At 74.3% G+C, this 20574-nt stretch carries 14 protein-coding genes; all 14 read right to left on the reverse strand.

What is annotated here, in order from left to right:
- Positions 1 to 30: 30 nt before the first annotated feature.
- Positions 31 to 1644: a polyketide synthase gene (locus tag ACN261_RS27395; protein ID WP_421482536.1), complete on the reverse strand. Its 1614-nt coding sequence runs from the start codon at positions 1642 to 1644 to the stop codon at positions 31 to 33.
- The gene (locus ACN261_RS27400) at positions 1644 to 2729 is read right to left on the reverse strand and encodes a branched-chain amino acid aminotransferase (protein ID WP_425852883.1); all 1086 of its coding nucleotides are present in this window, start codon (positions 2727 to 2729) and stop codon (positions 1644 to 1646) included. Before ACN261_RS27400 ends, ACN261_RS27395 begins: the two co-directional genes overlap by 1 nt.
- On the reverse strand, positions 2726 to 4033 hold the full coding sequence (gene fabF, locus ACN261_RS27405; protein ID WP_425852885.1) for a beta-ketoacyl-ACP synthase II: 1308 nt from the start codon (positions 4031 to 4033) through the stop codon (positions 2726 to 2728). Before fabF ends, ACN261_RS27400 begins: the two co-directional genes overlap by 4 nt.
- Before the next feature lie 78 nt (positions 4034 to 4111).
- Positions 4112 to 5884, reverse strand: a complete 1773-nt coding sequence (locus tag ACN261_RS27410) for a condensation domain-containing protein (RefSeq protein WP_425852887.1) — start codon at positions 5882 to 5884, stop codon at positions 4112 to 4114.
- A gap of 31 nt (positions 5885 to 5915) precedes the next feature.
- The gene (locus ACN261_RS27415) at positions 5916 to 7163 is read right to left on the reverse strand and encodes a cytochrome P450 (RefSeq protein WP_204923093.1); all 1248 of its coding nucleotides are present in this window, start codon (positions 7161 to 7163) and stop codon (positions 5916 to 5918) included.
- A 31-nt stretch (positions 7164 to 7194) separates the two neighbouring features.
- On the reverse strand, positions 7195 to 9117 hold the full coding sequence (locus tag ACN261_RS27420; protein WP_425852889.1) for an ABC transporter ATP-binding protein: 1923 nt from the start codon (positions 9115 to 9117) through the stop codon (positions 7195 to 7197).
- Positions 9114 to 11168, reverse strand: a complete 2055-nt coding sequence (locus ACN261_RS27425; protein WP_425852891.1) for an ABC transporter ATP-binding protein — start codon at positions 11166 to 11168, stop codon at positions 9114 to 9116. Before ACN261_RS27425 ends, ACN261_RS27420 begins: the two co-directional genes overlap by 4 nt.
- On the reverse strand, positions 11165 to 13183 hold the full coding sequence (locus ACN261_RS27430; RefSeq protein WP_425852893.1) for an FAD-dependent oxidoreductase: 2019 nt from the start codon (positions 13181 to 13183) through the stop codon (positions 11165 to 11167). The genes ACN261_RS27425 and ACN261_RS27430 overlap by 4 nt, the downstream gene beginning before the upstream one ends.
- Positions 13180 to 13974 (reverse strand): SDR family oxidoreductase, encoded by a 795-nt coding sequence (locus ACN261_RS27435; RefSeq protein WP_425852895.1) that lies wholly within the window; start codon positions 13972 to 13974, stop codon positions 13180 to 13182. Before ACN261_RS27435 ends, ACN261_RS27430 begins: the two co-directional genes overlap by 4 nt.
- Complete coding sequence (locus ACN261_RS27440) at positions 13971 to 15119, reverse strand: acyl-CoA dehydrogenase family protein (RefSeq protein WP_421482545.1); 1149 nt, start codon at positions 15117 to 15119, stop codon at positions 13971 to 13973. The genes ACN261_RS27435 and ACN261_RS27440 overlap by 4 nt, the downstream gene beginning before the upstream one ends.
- The gene (gene aroA / locus ACN261_RS27445) at positions 15116 to 18250 is read right to left on the reverse strand and encodes a 3-phosphoshikimate 1-carboxyvinyltransferase (protein ID WP_425852897.1); all 3135 of its coding nucleotides are present in this window, start codon (positions 18248 to 18250) and stop codon (positions 15116 to 15118) included. Before aroA ends, ACN261_RS27440 begins: the two co-directional genes overlap by 4 nt.
- A 21-nt stretch (positions 18251 to 18271) precedes the next feature.
- On the reverse strand, positions 18272 to 19156 hold the full coding sequence (locus ACN261_RS27450) for an SDR family oxidoreductase (RefSeq protein WP_421482547.1): 885 nt from the start codon (positions 19154 to 19156) through the stop codon (positions 18272 to 18274).
- Complete coding sequence (locus ACN261_RS27455) at positions 19153 to 19410, reverse strand: acyl carrier protein (RefSeq protein WP_204923099.1); 258 nt, start codon at positions 19408 to 19410, stop codon at positions 19153 to 19155. The genes ACN261_RS27450 and ACN261_RS27455 overlap by 4 nt, the downstream gene beginning before the upstream one ends.
- 30 nt (positions 19411 to 19440) lie before the next feature.
- Positions 19441 to 20571, reverse strand: a complete 1131-nt coding sequence (locus tag ACN261_RS27460) for a 4Fe-4S cluster-binding domain-containing protein (protein ID WP_420117020.1) — start codon at positions 20569 to 20571, stop codon at positions 19441 to 19443.
- Positions 20572 to 20574: the final 3 nt, after the last annotated feature.

Here is a 20574-nt window from a genome sequence, read left to right on the forward strand (position 1 = left end):
GTCCATCCGGCGGCCGGGGCAGCGGGACCCTCAGTCCGGGCGATCCACCACGTGGGTGCGCCGCTGCCACGGGTAGGTCGGTAGCGGGGCCACCACCCGGCCCTTCGGCGACGGCAGCGGATCGTCCGCGCCGAGCACCCGTACGTCCGGGTGGTCCGTGCCGGCGGCCACCGCGGTCAGTGCCTCGGCCGCCTGCGTCGGGCCGGACGCCCGCACCCACACCGCGTGCGCCAGCCGGGTCCGTCCCCCGGCGGCGGTGCCGGCGAACGCCGGGAAGTCCGCCGCCGGCAGGCCGGCCAGCCGGTCGGCGTAGCGGCGGGCCAACGCGGCCAGCGCCGGCCCGGTGGCCGCCGACACCGGGAACCCGTCCACCGGCGGCGGCACGGCCGGCGGCACCGGCGGGGCGGGCGACAGCACCGCGAAGGCGTTCGTGCCGCTCATCCCGTACGAACTGGTCGACGCGCAGGCCCCGAACCGGTCATCCCAGTCGACCGGGGCGACCGGGATCTCGATGCCGGTGCCGGTGAGGTCGATGCGCGGGTTGAGGGTGCGGAAGTTGGCCTGCGGGGCGATCGTGCGCCGCTGCAGGCAGAGCACCGCCTTCACCAGCCCGAGCACCCCGGCGGCGGACTCGGTGTGGCCGATGTTGCCCTTCACCGAACCCACGTGCAGCGGCGGGCCGTCGGCACGGCCCAGTGCCGCCGCGACCGCCGACATCTCGGCCGGGTCACCCAGCGGGGTCCCGGTGCCGTGCGCCTCGTGGTAGCCGACCTCGCCGGGGGTGATCCCGGCGGCGGCCAGCACCGCGTCGATCAACCCGGCCTGGGCCGCCACGTTCGGCGTGGTGAACGTCGCCGTCCGGCCGTCGTGGTTGATCCCGGTGCCGCGCAGCACCGCGAGCACCCGGTCACCGTCGCGCTGCGCGTCGGCCAGCCGCTTGAGCAGCAGCATCGCGCAGCCCTCACCCCTGACGAACCCGTTGGCGTCGGCGTCGAACGGACGCGACCGGCCGTCCGGCGACAACGCCCCGGTCTGCGCCACCGACCGGGTGGTGCTCGGGGCGAGGATCAGGTTGACCCCGCCGGCGACCGCCGCGTCACAGTCACCCGCCGACAGCGCCCGCGCCGCCGTGTGCACCGCCACCAGCGACGACGAGCAGGCCGTGTCCAGCGCGAACACCGGCCCCTGCAACCCCAGGGTGTACGCGACCCGCCCGGCGGTGAAGCTGTGCCCGTTGCCGATCGTCCAGTACGAGTTCGGGTCCCCGGTCAGCCACTGCCGGTAGTCCCGGCCGGTCACCCCGACGAAGACCCCGGTGCCCCCGGCCACGCTGGCGACCGGGATCGCGGCGTCCTCGAACGCCTCCCAGACCACCTCCAGCAGCAGCCGGTGCTGCGGGTCGAGGACCCGGGCCTCCCGGGGCGAGATGCCGAAGAACTTCGCGTCGAAGTCGAACACGGCGTCGAGGTAGCCACCCCGGGTGACCATGCCGTCCCACTGCGTGCCGAACCCGGCCCGGCGGTCGTCGGGCAGCTCGCCGGTGAGGTCCCGGCCGGCGAGGAGCGCCGACCAGTACGCGTCGGGGCTCGACACGCCGCCGGGCGCGCGGACCGCCATCCCGACGACCGCGATCGGGGCGGGCACTACAGCACCCGGCGCATCCAGCCGTGGGGGTCGGCGGCCCGGCCGGTCTGGATGTCGAGCAGCCGCTCCCGGAACTGCTGGGTGTACTTGCCCGGTGCCCCGTCGCCGATGGTGAGGGCGAACTCGTCGCTCTTGAGCCCGACGATCGGCGTGATCACCGCCGCCGTACCGGCCGCGAACGCCTCGGTCATCGACCCGTCGGCGAACCCGGTGCGCATCTCGTCCAGGTCGATGGTGCGCTGCACCGGCTCCAGCCCGTGCTCGGCGGCGAGGGTCAGCACACTGTCGCGGGTCACCCCGTCGAGGATGGTGCCCAGGCCGGGGGTGAGCAGCTGGTGGTCGCGGGTGACGAAGAAGACGTTCATGGTGCCCGACTCGTCGATGCTGCGCCGCCCCTCGCCGCCCAGGTAGAGCACCTGCTCGCAGCCGTGGCCGAGGGCCTCCCGCTGCGGGGCGAGGCTGGCCGCGTAGTTGCCGCCGCACTTGGCCGCACCCGTGCCACCGATCGAGGCCCGGCTGTAGGTGGTGCTGACCCAGAGCGTGACGCCGGTGACCCCGTTGGGGAAGTACGACCCGGCCGGGCAGGCCAGCACGCAGTAGGTGACGTGCTGGGCGGGACGCACCCCGAGGAACGCCTCCGAGGCGAACATGAACGGGCGCAGGTAGAGGTTCTGCTCACCGCCGTACGGCGGAACCCACGCCTCGTCGGCGCGGACCAGCGCGGCGACGCTCTCGACGAAGGTCTCCTCGTCCAGCTCCGGCAGGACCATCCGGCGGGCCGACGCGGCGAACCGGCGCGCGTTGAGCTCCGGGCGGAACAGCCAGATGCTGCCGTCGGCGTGCCGGAACGCCTTGAGCCCCTCGAGGATCTCCTGCGCGTAGTGCAGGACCGCCGCGCCGGGGTGCATGGTGAACGGCTCCAGCGCGCCCACCCGGTGGTCGTGCCAGCCGGCGTCGGCCGACCACACGGCGGTGGCCATGTGGTCGGTGAAGTAGCGGCCGAAACCCGGGTCGGCGAGGATCTCCTCCCGGGTCTGCGGCGGGGTGGGGTGGTCGGTGGGGATCAGCGGGAACTGCGCGGTCATCCGGACTCTCCTCGCGACGGGGTATCGGTGAACACGACGACGCAGTTCTGCCCGCCGAAGCCGAAGGCGTTGGTGAGCGCCGCCCGCACCGGCGTCTCCCGGGCCTGGTGGGGCACGTAGTCCAGGTCGCAGTCGGGATCGGGCTGGTGCAGGTTGACCGTCGGCGGGACGACGCCCTCGCGGATCGCCAGGGCGCACACCATCGCGCCGAGGGCGCCCGCCGCGCCGATCAGGTGCCCGAGCATCGACTTGGGCGCGCTGACGGCGACCCGGTCGGCCGCCGCCCCGAGGGCCGCCCGGATGGCGACCGTCTCGGTCAGGTCGTTGGCCTTCGTCGAGGTGCCGTGGGCGCAGATGTAGTCGACCTCGTCGGGGCGGACGCCGGACCGGTCGAGCGCCTGCCGGATCGCCTCGGCGGCGAACACCCCGCCGGGACGGGGGGCGCTGACGTGGAAGGCGTCGCTGGTCAGCGCGCCTCCGGCGACGGTCGCGTACGGGGTGGCACCCCGGCGACGGGCGTGCGCGGCGGACTCCAGCACCAGGATCACCGCCCCCTCGCCGAAGACGAAGCCGTCCCGGTCGGCGGCGAAGGGCCGGCTCGCGCCGGTCGGGTCGTCGTTGCGCTGGGACATCGCCCCCATGCTCACCAGGCCGGCGAACATGGCCGGGGTGATCGCCGCGTCGGTGCCGCCGCAGATGACCACGTCGGCCTCCCCGGACAGGATCAACCGGCGGGCGTCGAGCAGCGCGTACGCGCCACTGGCGCACGCCAGCGCGCTGGCGTTGACCGGCCCGTGCGCGCCCACCTCGATGGCCACCTCGCACGCCGGCATGTTGGTCAGCGAGGACGGCACGAAGTGCGACAGGGGCGCGGTCGGCTCGGGGGCGAGCAGCCCACGTACGGTGGCCTCGACGGTGTCGAAGCCGGCGACCGCGGCGTTGACCACCACGCCGACCCGGGCGGCGTTGCCGGCGTCGACGGTGAGCCCGGCGTCGGCGACCGCCTCGCGCGAGGCGACCACCGCGAACTGGCTGAACCGGGCCATCCGCCGCAGTTGCTTGCCGGTGAAGTGCTCGGCCGGCTCGAAGCCGCGCACCTCGGCGGCGATCCGGGTGGGCAGCGCGCCGGCGTCGAAGGCGGTGACCGGGCCGACGCCCGACTTGCCGGCGAGCAGGGCCTGCCAGGTGCTGTCGCGGTCGAGACCGAGCGGCGTGACGGCGCCGATCCCGGTGATGACGACGTCGTCGGTCATCATCTCGCCGTCGCCCCCCAGCATCGCGCCCCGGCTCCGTTCTCCCGCCACCGAACGACCGATAGAACACTATCAGTCACCATCGACGCCCGGCATCCGTCCACGGCATCCGGTGACCCGCCCGCCGCCCTACGCATCGCGGCCCGGTCCCCGGGCGAGCACCGGCGCGTCCCGCCAGGCGTCCGGTCCGGCCCCGGCGGGCGGCGCGGACCGGCAGATCACGTACCCGGCCGGCGCGGCCACCCCGGGCCGACCGGGCAGCGCGTCGAGGACCCGCCGGTGCAGTTCCCGCGGCGAGCCCTCGGAGGCGGCCACGTACACCGTCACCCCGCCGTCGCCCGTCGGGTCGACGAGGGCCGCCGCGGGGGCACCCCCGGCCACCTCGCCGACCAGGTCCGCCACCGCCTGCGGACGGACCCAGCCGGTCGGGGTGGACACCCAGTCGGCCCCCCGGCGGGCCGGGGTCAGGCCGATCCGCCCGGCGATCTCGGCGACCCGCACCTCCCCGGTGACCGCGTCGCACAGCAGCGTCTCGATCCCCCGGATGATGGTCTCGCCGAGCGCCCCCGGCAGGTACGCCGTGTCGACCAGCAGGCCGAGCCGGCACCGGCCGTCGCCCAGGTTGCTGGCGGCGACGTAGAACCTCATGTCGCTCCTGGACAGCGGCTCCAGCCGGGAGTAACGGGAGTCCCGGCGCAGCACGGCGAGCCGGTCCGGCCCCGGGTCCGGGTCGGGCGTGGCCCAGTCGCTGCCCCGGTGCCCGTTGTTGAAGTAGGCGGACAGGTCGAACGCCACCCCGCGCCGCCGGCCGACCCGCTCGACCACCCGGCGCACCTCGGTCGGGTCGCACTGGGCCCGCCGGTACGCGTCGAACGCCGGCCGGTGCAGGTTCCGGATCGCGGTGAGCAGGTCGACGTCGTCGTCGACCCGGTGGACCAGCAGGGCGTCCAGGGTGTTCAGGGCGATCAGGTCGCGGCTGTCCCGGTCCAGCCGGTTGCCGGCGATCAGCTTGAACACGGCGGTGCGGTGCCCGTTGTAGGCGCTCAGGATCAGGGTGGTCAGGCCGAGCAGCACCGTCGAGAACGAGGTGCGGGTCCGGGTGGCCAGCGCGGTCGCCGCCGCGGTGACCGCCGTGGAGTCCAGCAGGTGCCGTTCGATGGGCTGGTCGCCGGTCGGCGTGGTCGGCAGGTCGAACATGGAGGCCGGCGCGACCGACAGCCCCTGCTCCCAGTGCCGCAGCCCCAGCCGGCTGGTCTGCCGGCCGGCCGCCGACTGCTGGAAGGCGGCCTGCGCCAACGGCTGCGGCACCCGGCCGGCCGACGACGCGGTGTGGTCCGACGGCGCGGTCTCGCCTGACGGCGACGCGTCGGGGTCCGCCCCGGTGAGCCGGTCGAGCAGCACGTCGGTGAGGGTGGTGAAGGCCCAGCCGTCGAACGCCAGGTGGGAGCCGACGAGGGCGACGGCGCTGATCCGGCCGGCCCGGTCCCGGGCGCAGCCGACCCGCAACGGCCACTGCGCCTCGTGGTCGAACGCCGCCTCGGTCAGGGTGGCGACCAGCTCGTCACCGACCCGGGCCGGGTCGCCCTGGTCGGCGACCGCCACCACCTCGTACGTCCCGGTGGCGGCGACCTCCTGGCGGGGCCCGTCGGCCCGCTTCACGTACCGGGTCCGCAGGGTCTGGTGCGTCTCGACCAGGTGCCGCAGCACGGCGGTCAGCCGGTCCGGGGCGACCGGTTCGGGCAGCACCAGGGCCCGCCCGATGTTGAACTGGTTCGCCTCCTTGCCGAACCACTGCATCGGCCCCCACATGACGCTCTGTGCCCAGGTCAGCGGCCCGGTGCCGGCCCCCTGGCCGGTGAACGTCAGGCTGAGTGTGCCCGCGCTGGTGCCGGTGTCGGTCACCCGTTCCCCCTTTCCACGGTCCTCGTACCCGCTACGCCCGCGCGAACGGGCCGGAGGACCTCGGTGTCAGCCGCAGCGGCAGGTGGTCGAGCCCCCGGAACGCCGGACTGGCGACCTTGACCAGCTCACCGATGAGTTCGATGTCGTCGGTGCGTTCGAGCAGCATCCGCAGGAACGTGGTGGCCTGCAGGCGGGCCAGGTGCGCGCCGACGCAGGTGTGGATGCCCGCCCCGAAGCCGAGGTGGCCGTCGGTCACCCGGTCGATCCGGTAGTCGTTCGGGTCGGGGAACTTGCGCGGGTCCCGGTTGCCGGCGGCGAACGACAGCTCCACCCGGGCGCCCTGCGGGATGGTGGTGTTGCCGACCACCACGTCGGTCGTGGCGGTGCGGAAGACGTTCTGCACCGGCGGGTAGAACCGGGCGGTCTCCTCGATCGTCGGCCCGATCAGCTCCGGCCGCTCGCGGACCAGGCGGAGCTGGTCGGGGTGGTTGAGCAGCGCGTCGAGCATGTTGCCCAGGAAGTGGGTCATCGTCTCCTGCCCGCCGACCAGCAGGGTGAGGCACAACCAGAGGATCTCGTTCTCGGTCACCCCGCCGGTGGCCGCGGCGGCGAACAGCTTCGACACCACGTCGTCGCGGGCCGGCTCGTCGCGCCGCCGGGTGAGCAGGTTGCCCAGGTAGCCGGAGAGGCCGGCGACCGACGACAACGCCGCCTTCGCGGCCTGCAACCGCAGCGCGTTCTCGTCCGGGTCCTCCGGGGCGTCCTCGCCGACCTTCGCGTTGGCGATGAAGCTCTCCAGCACGCCGGCGGTGAGCTTGAGCTTGGCGAGGTTGTCGTCGGGCACCCCGACGATGGTGGTGATCACCTTCACCGGTTGCAGGATGATCGCCTGCTGGACGAGGTCGATGTCGCCGGTGGCCACGGCCTCGTCGAGCAGGTCGCCGCAGACCCGCTCGATGAACGGCCGCCAGAACTGCACCCCGCGCGGGGAGAAGTCGTGCCGGATCAGGGCGCGCAGCCGGGTGTGGTCCGGCTGGTCGAGCCCGAAGAGCACCGGCAGCGTCGAACGGTGGTAGGCGATCCCGTCGGCCGAGGACAGGCCGGCGTGGTTCTTCGCCGCCAACCGGACGTGCTCGTAGCGGATCACCAGCCACATGTCGCGCTGGGCCAGGTACAGCGGCTCCTCGGCGCGCAGCAGCTCGGCGTAGGCGGGGTACGGGTCGTCCATGGACTCGGGCGAGAAGGGGTCGAACTCGTCGGTCCGGGTCGCGCTGGTCACTGCATCGTCCTCCGCAGTCGTTGGGGGCCGGTCACCGGTACGCCCTGGCCTGGATCTCGAACATCTCGGCGTACCGACCCCCGGCGGCGAGCAGGTCGGCGTGGCTGCCGGCCTCGGCGACGCCACCGTCGGCGAGCACCACGATCAGGTCGGCCAGTTGCACCGTGGAGAAGCGGTGGGACACGAACACGCTGACCGCGCCGGTCCGGGCGGCCACCTCCCGGGCCTGCTCGCGGTAGCGGGCGAACAGGGCGTACTCGGCCTCCGCGTCGAGCGCGGCGGTCGGCTCGTCCAGCACCACCAGCAGCGGGTCGTCACGCATGAACGCCCGGCCGAGGGCGAGCTTCTGCCACTGGCCGCCGGACAGCTCCGCCCCGTCGGTGTGGCTGCGGCCCAGCGGGGTGTCGAGTCCCTCGTCGAGCTGCCCGACCAGGTCGTCGGCGCCGGCCCGGCCCAGCGCCGTGCGTACCGCCCCGTCGTCGTCGCGGCGGGGCAGGTCGCCGACGCCCACGGCCTGCCGGGCCGGCAGCTCGAAGCGGACGAAGTCCTGGAAGCCGGCGGCGATCCGCTCACGCCAGGCCGGCAGGGACAGCGCGGCCAACTCGACGCCGTCGACGAGGATCCGGCCGGACGTCGGCGTCAGCAGGCCGCAGAGCAGCTTGACCACCGTGGTCTTGCCGGCGCCGTTCTCGCCGACCACGGCGACCGTGGCACCGGCCGGCAGGTGCAGGTCGAGACCGGTGACCACCGGTTCCGCGCCGCCTGGGTAGCGCAGCGTGACCCCGGCCAGCCGGATACCCTCCCGCAGCCGGGCCGGCGGCGCACCGACGGCGACCGACCCGAAGGCGGCTGTCGACCCGACGTCGGCATCCGACCCGAGAGCGATGGCCGACCCGAGAGCGATGGCGGGCCCGACACCGATGGTCGGCCCGCCGGCGGTGTGACCGGGTGACGGGTCGCCGGGCGACGGGTGCCGGTCGGCGGCGCGGACCAGGTCGTGCACCTCGTCGAGCCGGCGGTAGACGCTGCGCAGCCGCTGGAGGTCCTGCAACACCCCGACCGCCGCGGCGACCTGCTGGTTGACCTGGGCGGCGATGGTGACGACCAGGACGACGTCACCCACCCCGCGCCGGCCGGCGACGGCGTCACGCAGGATCAGCAGCACCGCCAGCACGTATCCGGCGGCGAACGCCAACTGCCCGGTCATCCGGACCAGGCTCGCCGCCAGCTGGGCCCGCCACAACCGGCGGGTGGCGTCCTGCCAGTGGCCGCGGTGCCGCCGCCGCACCTCCCCGGTGAGCCCGAAGACGCGCAGTTCCTTGCCCGCGGCGGCGTCGGTGGCCAGCCCGAACAGCCCGGCCGCCCGACGGGTCGACTCGGCACCGGCCTCCCGGGCCCGGTTCACCATCCGTTCCGCCCACCGGCCGGCCAGCAGCGGCGGCACGGCGGCCAGCGGCAACAGCAACAACAGTGGATGGAGTACGGCCAGCACCACCGTCGTCAACGTCATCGCCACGGCCAGGCCCACGCCGGTCAGCACGGCCTGCAGGCCGACCCGGAGCTGCTCGACGTCCTCCTCCAGCACGGTGATCTTGTCGGCGAACTCGGACCGTTCGAAGTGCGCCATCCCCGGCGTGCCGTTGGTGGCGTCCATCAGCTCCTGGTGCACGTGCAGGACGTCGAGTTCGGCGAGTTCGAAGTAGGCGATGTGGGCGAAGTGGCCGAGGGTCAGCCCGGCGATCAGGCCGACCGCCACGCCCACCCCGGCGAGGCTCGCGGCGACGGGCCGACCGGCGGTGACGGCGTCGAAGAGCACCCGCAGCAGCACCGCCACCAGCGGCCACGCCACCGCGCCCGCGACGACCAGGACCAGCGCGGTGAGCGCCTTGCGCCGGTCCTGCCGCAGCGACGTACGCCACAGCGCCCAGCCGGCGGAGAGCAGGCCCCGGTTCACCTGACGCTCCGCGTCGACCCGACGTCCACCGCGCCGCCGTCCGGACCGTCGACCGGCGCACCGGTGCCGGGATCACCCGCCGACGCACCGGCGTCGGGACGGCCGGTCGACGGGACGGCGTCGCGACGGTCGGCCGGCGGGGTGTCGGCGGCGGGGGTGGCGAAGCGTTCGGCCTGGAGGGTGAACAGCCGGGCGTACCGGCCGCCCCGGTCGAGCAGTTCCGCGTGCGAGCCCTGCTCGACCACCCGTCCCTCGGCCAGCACGACGATGTGGTCCGCCCGGCGGACGGTGGCGAACCGGTGCGAGATCAGGATGGTGGTGACCCCCGTGGTGGCGGCGATGATCTCGTCGAAGAACCGGGCCTCGGCCCGGACGTCCAGGCTGGCCGTCGGCTCGTCGAGGACCAGCACCGACGCGCCGTGCCGGATGGCGAACAGCGCCCGGGCGATGGCCACCCGCTGCCACTGCCCGCCGGACAGGTCCACCCCGTCGCGCAGCTGCCCGCTCAGCGGGGTGTCCAGCCCACGCGGTAGCGCGTCGAGGGTGGCGAGGATGCCGGCGGCCTCGGCGGCGGCCCGGATGCCGTCCCGGTCGTCGGCGTGCCGGATCGCCCCCAGCGCGATGTTGTCCGCCGCGCTCGTGGCGTACCGCAGGTAGTCCTGGAAGATGACGGCGAGGTCGCGTCGCCAGCGGGCCGTCGGCAGCCCGTCGATCGGCCGGCCGCCGACGGTGATCCGGCCCGCGTCCGGCAGCGCCAGCCGGGCCAGCAGCTTGACCAGCGTCGTCTTGCCCGCGCCGTTGAGGCCGACGATGGCGGTGCACGCCCCCGCTGGCAGGGTGAGATCCAGGTCCGTGAAGACCGGCGTCGCGCGGTGCGGGTAGCGGAACGACACCCCCTCGAAACGGATGTCCGCCGCCGGGGTCGGGGCGGGCTCGACGGCGGTCGCCGTCGGGACCGGGTCGTCGTCGGCCGGGTCGTCGTCGGGGGACGTCCGGTCGCGCATCCCGGCCCGGAACTCGCCGACGGCCCGGTAGGCGTTCATGCCGAACTGGGTCTGCACGTCGGCCTCGGGATAGAACTCGCCGAGCTGCACCGCCGCCAGCACCGCCTGGATCACCAGCGCCAGTTGGGTCAGCCCCACCCGGCCCTGCCCGCCGGCCAGCCCCAGCGCGGCGAGCACCGCCACGAGCACCGTCAGGCCGACGGCGGTGTAGAGGAAGTACGGCCGCAGGTAGACCCGTCGCCGCTGCGCCCACACCGGACGCATCCAGTCCAGGTACGCCTGCCGGTACTGCTCGCGCAGCCACGGCAGCAGACCGAAGACGCGGATCTCCTTGGCGGCCGGCCGGCCCATCGCCACGCCCCGGAAGTAGGTCAACCGGCGGACCCGGGCCACGATCGCCCCGTAGATCGCCGCGTAGCGGCGCAGGCCGCCGCGTTGACCGTGCCGGAACGCGAGCACGGCGACCAGCAGGCCGAACCCGGCCGCCCAGGCGAAGGCGGCCCCGACGACCACCGCGTACCCGAGGAGCTGCCCGTAGCGGGCGAGCAGGGCCAGCATCCCGGCACCCGCCGCACCCGGGCTCTGGATGCCGTGCTCGACCTCGCGGGACGCCTCGGTGAGCTGTTCGAGCAGCGCCTGGTCCTCCAGCGGGGCGGTGCTGGTGCTGCCCAGCGCGGCCGCCATCAGCTCGTCGGCCACCGCGCCGTCGATCCGACGCTGCACCAGCAGACCCGTGGTGACCTGGAGCTGGGCCAGCAGCTGCTGGGCGCTGAGCGCCCCGGCGGCCACCACGAACGCGGTCACCAGGTGCCCGAAGGCCGGCGACTCGACGCCGTCGCGGACCGCCTGCGGCAGCCAGCCGATCATCCGGCTCGTCGCGACGACGAACACCACAGGCGCGGCGGCGAGCAGCAGGTTGACCAGCACGGCGGCGGCCACCGCCGGGACGCCCGCCCGGGGCAGCAGGGTGACGATGCGCCACCGGTCCACGGCGGTCCGGCGGACCACCCCGGCCACGGAGCCGGCCGTCGTCGCGTCGTCGGTCATGCCGGCTCCCCCACCCGCCGGGTCCGCACGGTCCGCTGGAACGCCAGCGCCGCGTCGTGTCCCTCGGCGAACGCCCGGACCGCGTCCAGCCCGCTGGTGTCCCGGGCCCCGCCGACCACCCGGTGCCACACCCCCGCCCGGCGTACGGTGCGCACCAGGGCATCGGCGGGCAGTTGACCGGCGGCGACCACCACCGTGTCGGCGGGCACCGACCGGTCCGCTCCGGTGCCGTCGACCAGGCGTACGGCGTCGGGGTCGACGCGCAGGTCCCGCACGCCCGGCACCACCTGGACCGCTCGGCGGCGCAACTCGGCCAGCACCGCCCAGCGGGTGGAGCGGCCCATCCGGGGGCCGAGCCGTTCGCCGCGCAGCAGGACGGTGACCTGCCGGTCCGGACGCTGGCTGGCCAGGTGGGCGAGGTCCACGGCGATGCCGCCGCCGCCGATCACGACGACCCGCCGTCCGAGTGCGTCGTCGGCGAAGGCCGAGCCGTAGTCGCGGACGTGCGGCAGCCCGTCGCCGGGCAGGTCGATGCGGCGCGGCAGCACCCCGGTGGCCACGATCACCCCGTCGTGGCGGCGCAGCAGCTCCTCGTCGGCGTCGGTGATCCGCCGTCCGGTGTGCAGTCGCGCGCCGAGCCGGGTCAGTTCGGCGGTGAGGAACCGGATCGTCTCGGCGTAGTCGGCCTTGCCCGGCACCCGGCAGGCCAGCCGGAACTGGCCGCCGGGCTCCCCGTCGGCCTCGTAGACGGTGACCCGGTGCCCGGCCAGGGCCAGGTCGTGGGCGGCCCGCAGCCCGGCGGGGCCGGCACCGACCACGGCCACCGTCCGTGGCCCGTCCACCGGCGTCGACCCGGCCCGCACCGCCGGGTCGACGTGCGGCGCCGACCCGGCCGGCGTCACCGCCTCGGCCTCCCGGCCGACGAGCGGGTTGACCATGCAGGACACCGCAGCCCCCACCAGCGACCTGTCGATGCACGCCTGGTTGCAGGCCACGCAGACGTTCACCGGCCGGCCGTGGCGGCTCCGCGTCACCAGGGCCGGGTCGGCCAGGAACGGCCGGGCCATCGAGACCAGGTCCAGCGGGGTGCCGGCGAGGACCGCCTCGGCCTGGGCGAGCCGGTTGATCCGGTTACTGGCCAGCACGGGCAGCGCGCCCACCGCGGCCTTGACCGCCGCCGCGACCGGCACCCAGTGCCCCGGCGGCACCAGCGCCTGCACCGTCGGCACCGGCGACTCGTGCCAGCCGACCCCGACGTTGAGGGCGTCGGCCCCGGCGGCGGCCAGCGCACGGGCGTACGCCGTCACGGTGTCCCGGTCGGTGCCGTCGGGCAGCAGGTCGTCGCCGGTCATCCGCATCACGACCGGGAAGTCGGGGCCCACGGCGGCGCGGACCGCCGCCACCACGGCCACCCCGAACCGCATCCGGCGCTGCGGGTCCCCACCCCACTCGTCGTCGCGCCGGTTGGTCAGCGGGGAGAGAAACTGGTCGATCAGGTACCCCTCGGAGCCCATGATCTCCACGGCGCTGAACCCGAGGTCACGGGCGTGCGCCGCGCCCCGGGCGAAGTCCTCGACGATCCGGGTGACCGCGTCGGCGGGCAGCGCGGCCGGGGTGAGGCGGGAGAGCGGGCTGGGCACCGCCGACGGGGCGACCGGGTGCGGGCCGCCGGTGGCCGGTCGGGCGTACCGGCCGGCGTGGAAGAGCTGGAGGGCGAGCAGGCCGCCGGCCGCGCCGACCTCCCCCGCGACCCGGCGCAGCCGGTCCCGGAAGGCGGTGTCGTCGAGCACCCCGCCGCTCGGCACGTCGGCGCCGGCCGGGCTGACCGCCGCGCCGCCGGTCACCATCAGCCCGGCGCCGCCGCGCACCCGGGCCAGGTAGAACGCGGCCAGCGTCCGACCGCCGTCGTCCCGGTGGTCCCAGCCCAGGTGCATCGCCCCCATCACGATCCGGTGCGGCAGCACCAGCCGACCGATCCGGCCGGGCCGCAGCACCCTGTCCAGTCCGGCCGTCATGCCAGCGGACCACTCAGGTCCCGGCTGAACGGCGGTGAGACGATCGACAGGCCGCCGTCGACCACCAGGGTCTGCCCGGTGACGTACTCGGCGGCCGGGGAGAGCAGGAAGGCGATCACGTCGGCGACCTCCTGGGCGGTGCCCATCCGCTGCTTGGGGATCAGCGGTAGCACCCCGGACAGCGGGGCCATGCCGGGCACGTCGTAGAAGTAGCCTGACGACTCGGTCTCGATGATGCCGCCGTTGACCGCGTTGACGTTGATGCCGCGGTCGGCGAACTCGACGGCCATGTACCGCACCCACGACTCGATCGCCGCCTTGGCCGCGCCCAGGTTCGCGTACGTCGGGTACGCGCGGATGCTGCCGTAGCTGGACAGCGCGACGATCCGGCCGCCGTCGGGCATCAGCCGCACCGCCTGCTGCGCGCCGAGCACGAACGAGCGCATGTTCATCGCGTACGACCGGTCGAGGTGGTGCGGCTTGAGGTCCATGATGTTCTTGAAGGAGCTGGCCGCCGCGTTGCACACGAAGTAGTCGAGGGTGCCGAACTCCTGCGCGGCCACCGCGAAGAGCCGTTCGATCTCCTCGGGCTGCTCCATGTCGGCGGCCACGGCGACGGCCCGCCCGCCGAGCTGCGTGATCTCCTTGCGGACCTGCTCGGCCAGTTCGGCGTTCTTCTTGTAGTTGACCACCACCGAGCCGCCGCCCCGGGCCAGGGTGAGCGCCAGCGCCCGGCCGATGCCCCGGGAGCTGCCGGTGATCAGCGCGGTGCGGTCCTGGAAGGCGGTCACCGGCCGGCCGCCAGGATCTCCCGGGCGATCACGGTCTTCTGGATCTCGTTGGTGCCCTCCTCGAAGCGCTGCGCGCGGGCGTCGCGGTAGACCCGTTCGATGGTGCTGCCCTCCCAGTAGCCGATGCCGCCGTGCGCCTGCAACGCCTTGTCGGTGACCCGGGTCAGCATGTCCACCGCGACCAGCTTGGCCATCGAGGACAGCGCCCCGGCGTCGCTCTGGCCCGCCTCCCAGCGGCGGGCGGCGTGCAGGGTGAGCTGCCGGGCGGCCTCGATGTCGGCGGCGTTCTCGGCGAGCGCGAACGCCACCGCCTGCCGGGCGGTCAGCGGTTTGCCGAAGGTGACCCGGTTGCCGGCGTGCTCGACCGCCAGCTCCTGCGCCCGACGGGCCAGCCCCACGCAGGTCATCGCCACGCCGATCCGGCTCGGGGTGAGGAAGCCGCCGAGCGCGACGGCCAGTCCGTCGCCCTCCTCGCCGAGCCGGTTGGCCACCGGCACCGGCGCCCGGTCGAAGAACAGGTGCGCGTGGTCGGTGCCGCGTACGCCCATGGTGTCGGGCATCGGTTCGACCCGGACGCCCTCGACGTGCCGGTCGACCATCAGCGCGACCGTGCCGTCCTTGCCGGTGCTGCCGTCGAGCCTGGCGAACAGCAGCCAGTAGTCGCAGCTCACCCCGAAGGTGATCAGGTGCTTCTCGCCGCTGAGCAGGTAGGTGTCGCCGTCGCGTACCACGCTGGCGCGCAGGTCGGCCCCGGTGCCGGCGGTCGGTTCGGTGAGCGTGAACGCGACCCGCAGGTCCCCGGCGACCTGCGGCAGCACGAACTTCTTGCGCTGCTCGTCGGTGGCGAACTGGTCGATGGAGCGCCACACCCCGTTGCAGACGTGCACGATCATCCGCAGCGACGCGTGCGACATCGAGAAGAGTTCGAGCAGGTGCAGGTACTGGGTGAAGGACAGGCCGGCCCCGCCGTAGTCGACCGGCGCGGCGAGCCGCAGGTAGCCCCGGTCGCGCAGGTCCGTCCAGAGCTGCGCGGGGACGCTGCGGTCGCGTTCGATCGCCGCCGCGTACTGCTCGCCGGGGCCCCGGACGAACGCCTCGACCTCGCGGGCCAACGTCGCGAACGACGTGCCATCGGCCTGGGTCACTCTGCCTCCTCGCCGATCGTTGCGCTGATCTGGTCACGCAACACGAACTTCTGCACCTTGCCGACCACGTTGCGGGGCAGCGCGGCCACCGTCTCCAGCCGCTCGGGCCAGTACTGCTTGGCGACCTTGTGGCCGTCGAGGAACCGCTGCATCCCGGCGAAGGTCAGCTCCGCCCGGGTCACCACGAACGCGCAGGCCCGCTCGCCGAGGCGCGGGTCGGGCATCGCCACGATCGCCACCTCGCGGACGGCGGGGTGGGTGTGCAGCAGCTGCTCCATCTCCGCCACCGGGATCTTCTCGCCGCCCCGGTTGATCACGTCGGTCACCCGGCCGGTGATCCGCAGGTAGCCGGCGTCGTCGATGGTGGCCAGGTCACCGCTGCGGTACCAGCCGTCCGGGGTGAGCGCCGCCGCGGTCAGGTCCGGGCGGTCGAGGTAGCCGGCGAACAGGCAGTCCCCGGCGACCTCGAAGTTGCCCTCCACGCCGGGGCCGAGCGGGTTGCCGGCGTCGTCGGTCACCCTGATCCGGATCCCCTCCAGTGCCCGCCCGTCGGTGCCCCAGGCGTGCGCGGGCGCGTCGGTCGGCGCGGAGAGCGTGCCGAGGCACGATTCGGTGGAGCCCCAGGCCCCGCAGACCGCCGCGCCGAGGGTCCGGGTGGCGTGCTCGGCGAGGTTGCGGGGCACCGCCGCGCCGGTGGCGACGAAGACCCGCAGCGCCGGTGGCGGCTGCCCGCCCGACTCCACGGCCTCGACGAGGTCGGCGAGGAAGGGGGTGGCCGCCTGGACGAAGGTGGCCCGGGTGTGGTGCAACGTCTCCAGGGCGGTCCGGCCGTCCCAGATCGGTTGCAGCACCACGGGTGCGCCGATGGTGAACCCCAGCCACATGCCGTAGAGGAAGCCGGTCTGGTGGGCCAGCGGCGACGGGATGAACAGCCGGTCGGCGGCGGTGAGGCCGAGGTGCCGGGCCTGCATGGCGGCGGCCCGGGTCAGCGTGTCGGCGCGGTGCAGCACACCCTTCGGTTCGCCCGACGTGCCGGAGGTGAACATCAGCTGGGCCAGGGCCGCCGGGTCGGGCCGGCCGGTGGCCTCTGCGGCGTCGTCGGGCCGCTGCCGGGCCAGCGCCGGGCCGAACCACTGCCAGCGCGGGCCGGTGGTGTCCGCCGGCAGTGCGGCGGTGCCGTCCGGGGTGGCGGTGCCGTCCGGGGTGGCGGTGCCGTCCGGGGTGGCGGTGCCGTCGGAGACGGTGTGGCCGGCGACGACGAGGACGTGGGCCACGCCCGGGGCGTCCGGGCCCGTCAGCATCGCCGCGGTCTCGGCCAGGTGCGCGCGGCCCCGGAACCGGTCGGGGATCACCAGCACCCGGGCCCGGGAGCGGCGCAGCAGCCGGCTCACCTCGCGTTCCCGGAAGAACGGCATCAGCGGGCAGCAGACCGCCCCGATCCGGGTGGCGGCCAGCGTGAGCACCACGAACTCCGACCAGTTGGGCAACTGCCAGGCGACCACGTCGCCGGGGCCGACGCCCAGCTCCCGCAGCAGCGACGCGGCCCGGTCGGCGGCGCGGTCCAGGTCGCGCCAGCTCAGCGTGGCGCCGGCCCGGCCGGGTGAGGCCGCCTCGACCACGGCCTCGTCGTCGCCGCGCGTGTCGGCGTGCCGACGGACCAGTTCGGCCACCGGGATGGCGGCCAGTTCGGCAGGCGTCGGCAGGGCGGCCGTCGGCACGGGCGGTCCGGCGGAGCGGGCCGGCGACGTGACCGACGCGCCGGCCGTACGTCGACCGGCGGGCGGGAGGTCGGCGGCTGCCGGGTCGGCGGGGCGGGGCAGGCGGCGGGCGCGGGCCCGGTCGACCGACATGTTGAGGCCGACGCCGTTCATCTGGTCGAGGAACTGCGGGAAGGAGATCCGGTGGGCGTTCGGGTAGGTCAGCCGGCTCTCGCCGGTGGCCCGGGAGGCGGCCACCGCCAGCGCCATCAGCACCCGGTGGTCGTTGAACGAGGACAGGTCGGCCTCCCGCAACTGGCCGACGCCCTCGCAGACGAGCCGGTCGCCGTCGAGCCGCAGCCGGCCGCCCATCCGGTTGAGTTGCAGCATCGCCGTCACCCGGTCGGACTCCTTGAGCCGTACGTGGGCCACGTGGTCGAGCACGGTGGTGCCGTGCGCGTGGGAGCCGAGGACGCTGAGCACCGGCAGCATGTCGGGCACCGCGCGGCAGTCCACCCGCACCGGGGCCAGCCGCAGCCCGTCGTGGCGCACCCTGATCCAGCCGGTCGCCGGGTCGCGGGTCAGCGGCACGCCCATCGTGGTGAGGCTGTCCAGCAGGTGCGCCTCCGGATGGTCCAGCTCCCCGGTGGGGACCGCCGGCAGCCCCCGGAACAGCACGTCGGACGGGTGCAGGGCGGTCGCGGCCAGGCCGAACGCGGCGGCGCCGACGTCCGGCGGCAGCCGTACCACCGCCGGGGTGGGCCGCTGGCCGGGCTCGATGTCGTACCGGCGGCCGTCCGCGCTGACCTGCACGTGCAGGCCGAACTGGCGCATCATCGCCACGGTGAGGTCGACGTAGGACCGCTCGTTGAACTCGCCCACCACCTCGACCACGGTGTGGCCGGTGGCGAACGGGCTGACCAGCAGCAGGCTGGAGATCCACTGGGAGAGCGTGCCGGGAATCCGCACCCGGCCCCCGGTCGGCGGGTGGGCGGCGACCCGGATCGGCAGCAGCCCGCCGGTGGAGGCGATCTGCACGCCGATGCCCGCGAGGGCGTCGAGCAGCGGGCGGATGGGCCGCCGCCGGAAGTACTTCTGCCCGGTGATGCCGACCGGGGTTTCGGCCAGGGCGGCGAGCCCGGTCAGGAAGTACAGCGTGGTGCCCGAGCTGCCGACCGAGACCTCCGGACGCACCGGCCGGTACCGGCCGCCACGGACCACGAACGCGTCGCCCTCGACGGTGACGGCCGTGCCGAGGTCCCGCAGCGCCCGGATGGTGTGCTGCACGTGGCCCGCGTGGCAGGCCCCGTGGATGCGACTGGTCCCGTCGGCCAGCGACGCGAGCATCAGCGCCCGGTGCGCGTGGTACTTCGACGCCGGGACGTCGAACTCGCCCACGAGTGGCTCGGCCGTGCCCTTGATGACGAGACGCACAGTCCCTCCCCGCAGTGTGTGTCAGCCGGCGGTGTCTGGTGGCGACGGTGTCGCCGGAGCTGGGCCCGACTCCGGTCCCGCAGCGGGGCCGGGGGCGGCAGCCGGGCCGGGGGCCGGGACGCCGCCGAAGACGGCGTGCATGCCGCCGTCGGCGTGCACCACCTGCCCGGTGGTGTACCGGGACAGGTCCGACAGCAGGAACAGCACCGCCCCGACCACCCGGGCCGGGTCGGCCCGGTCCCAGCCCAGCGGCGCCCACCGCTCGTACTGGTCGGCCAGGGCGGAGAAGGTGCGCACCCCGCGCGCCGACACGGTCTCGACCGGCCCGGCAGCGACCAGGTTGACCCTGATCCCGGCCGGGCCGAGGTGCAGCGCCAGGTAGCGGCAGACCGCCTCCAGCGCCGACTTGTAGACCCCCATCCACCCGTATCCGGGCAGCGCCCGGGTCGAGTCGACGGTCAGCCCGACCACCGCGCCGCCGCCGGGGGCCCGACTCAACAGCGGCGACAGCGCGGAGGTGAGCTGCTGCAACGAGTACGCCGACGCGCGGAACCCGTCGAGCACCCCGTCGGCCCCGGCGGTGGCGAACCCGGCCCCCAACGCGTCCGGCGGGGCGGCGGCGATGCTGTGCAGCACCCCGTCGAGCTGCCCCCAGCGGCTGCCGATCGCCCCTGCCAGCGCGTCGACGCTCGCGTCGGACATCACGTCCAGTTCGAGCACCTCGGGGCGGGACGGCAGCAGGTCGGCCACCCGGCGGGTGATCCGGCCGACCCGCCCGTACGAGGTCAGGATGACCTCGCAGCCCTCCCGTTGCAGGGCCGCCGCCACGTGCCAGGCGATGGACTCGTTGTTGAGGACCCCGGTGACCAGGTAGGTGCGCTTGTCCAGGCTCAGCAACGAGCTCAACTCGACGCGCCCGCCACGATCCGCTCGACGAGTTGACCGATGGTGACGTCCGCCAGTTCGCTGCGCGGGATCTCCACCCCGTACTCCTTGACGACCATGGCCATCAGGTCGGCGACGTCGAGCGAGTCGATGTCCAGCGCGTCGAACTTGGCGTCGGCGCTGATCGCGTCGTCCTCGACACCGAGGTCGATCAGTTCGGCGCGCAGGCGCTCCTCGACGGCGGGGGCGGTGATCTCGGTCGATGGAGAAGACATCCGGATGCTCCTTGTCTCGCAGGGGGTCGGTCAGGCCGTCAACGGGGCGCGACGGGCGAAGTTGGTGTGGTGCCGTTGCGCCCAGTACCACTGACGCCAGTAGCTCTCGGCCAGCTCCAGCCAGGTCTCCAGCCGACCGGTGTCGTCGAGGAACCGGTTCATGCTGACCAGCAGCCAGCTGTAGACGCCCTGGCTGTCCCGGCAGTCGGCGCAGTTGCCGGAGGTGCAGCAGAACTGGAGGGTCTGGTAGTCGGCGCCGTAGACGGCGAAGCCGTCCAGGACCGGGTTGCCGTTGCGGATCCGCTCGGCGTGGTCCGGGTGGTCCACGCTGATGCTGGGGCAGACGTCGTAGCCGAACTGGCCGTCCCAGTGGGTGCGGCCGGTGATCAGCGACTCGATGAAGTACGGGTGGCAGACCACCGTCTCCGGATACGCCTGCTTGACCCGCAGCGCCTCGGCGAGGGTGCGCTGCTCGTTCTCGATCCGCAGGGCGTGGTCGCTGCCGTGGGCGGAGTAGAAGTTGAAGGTGACCTGGTTGCCGTTGTCCTGGATGGCCCGCACGGTCGGCTCGACGTACTGCAGGCCCTCCTCGGACAGGGCGTACACGAAGATCACCCGGGGGTCGTTGCGGTAGTGCCCGAGGGCGGTCTCGAAAAGGCCGGAGAACGACGAGCCGTTGACCCGGTAGCCGCGCAGCGCGTCGTCCAGCGGGCCGCCGCCGAACAGGCTGATGGCGACCGCCACCTGCTCGAAGCCGCTCATCGGCAGCGGCCTGATGCCGTTGGTGGAGATGGTCACGTACGGCAGCCGCTCGACGAACGGCACCACCCGGGGCAGGACCAGGGTCGGCTCGCCGCCGATCAGGGTCGCCTGGGTGACGCCCCTGGCCACCAGCGAGTCCACGAACCGGGAGATCAGTGCCGGGTCGGAGGTCTCGGGGACGGCCGCGTCGAAGCCGCCCTCGAAGTACCAGCACCCCTTGCACCGGATGTTGCAGGTGGTGGTGAGGTGCACCTCGGTCGCGCTGACCCGGCGGCCCATGTCCCGGACGACCTGCAACCGCGCGGCCAGGTCGGGCCGGTCGGCCAGCAGGGACGCCAGGCGGACCTTGGCCTCCCGCCGGGACAGCGGACGGGGATTGATCGCGATGGGGGTGGGCATGGG

Origin of the sequence: Micromonospora sp. WMMD723, from assembly GCF_049863385.1 — a bacterium.
Taxonomy (GTDB): Bacteria; Actinomycetota; Actinomycetes; order Mycobacteriales; family Micromonosporaceae; genus Micromonospora; species Micromonospora wenchangensis.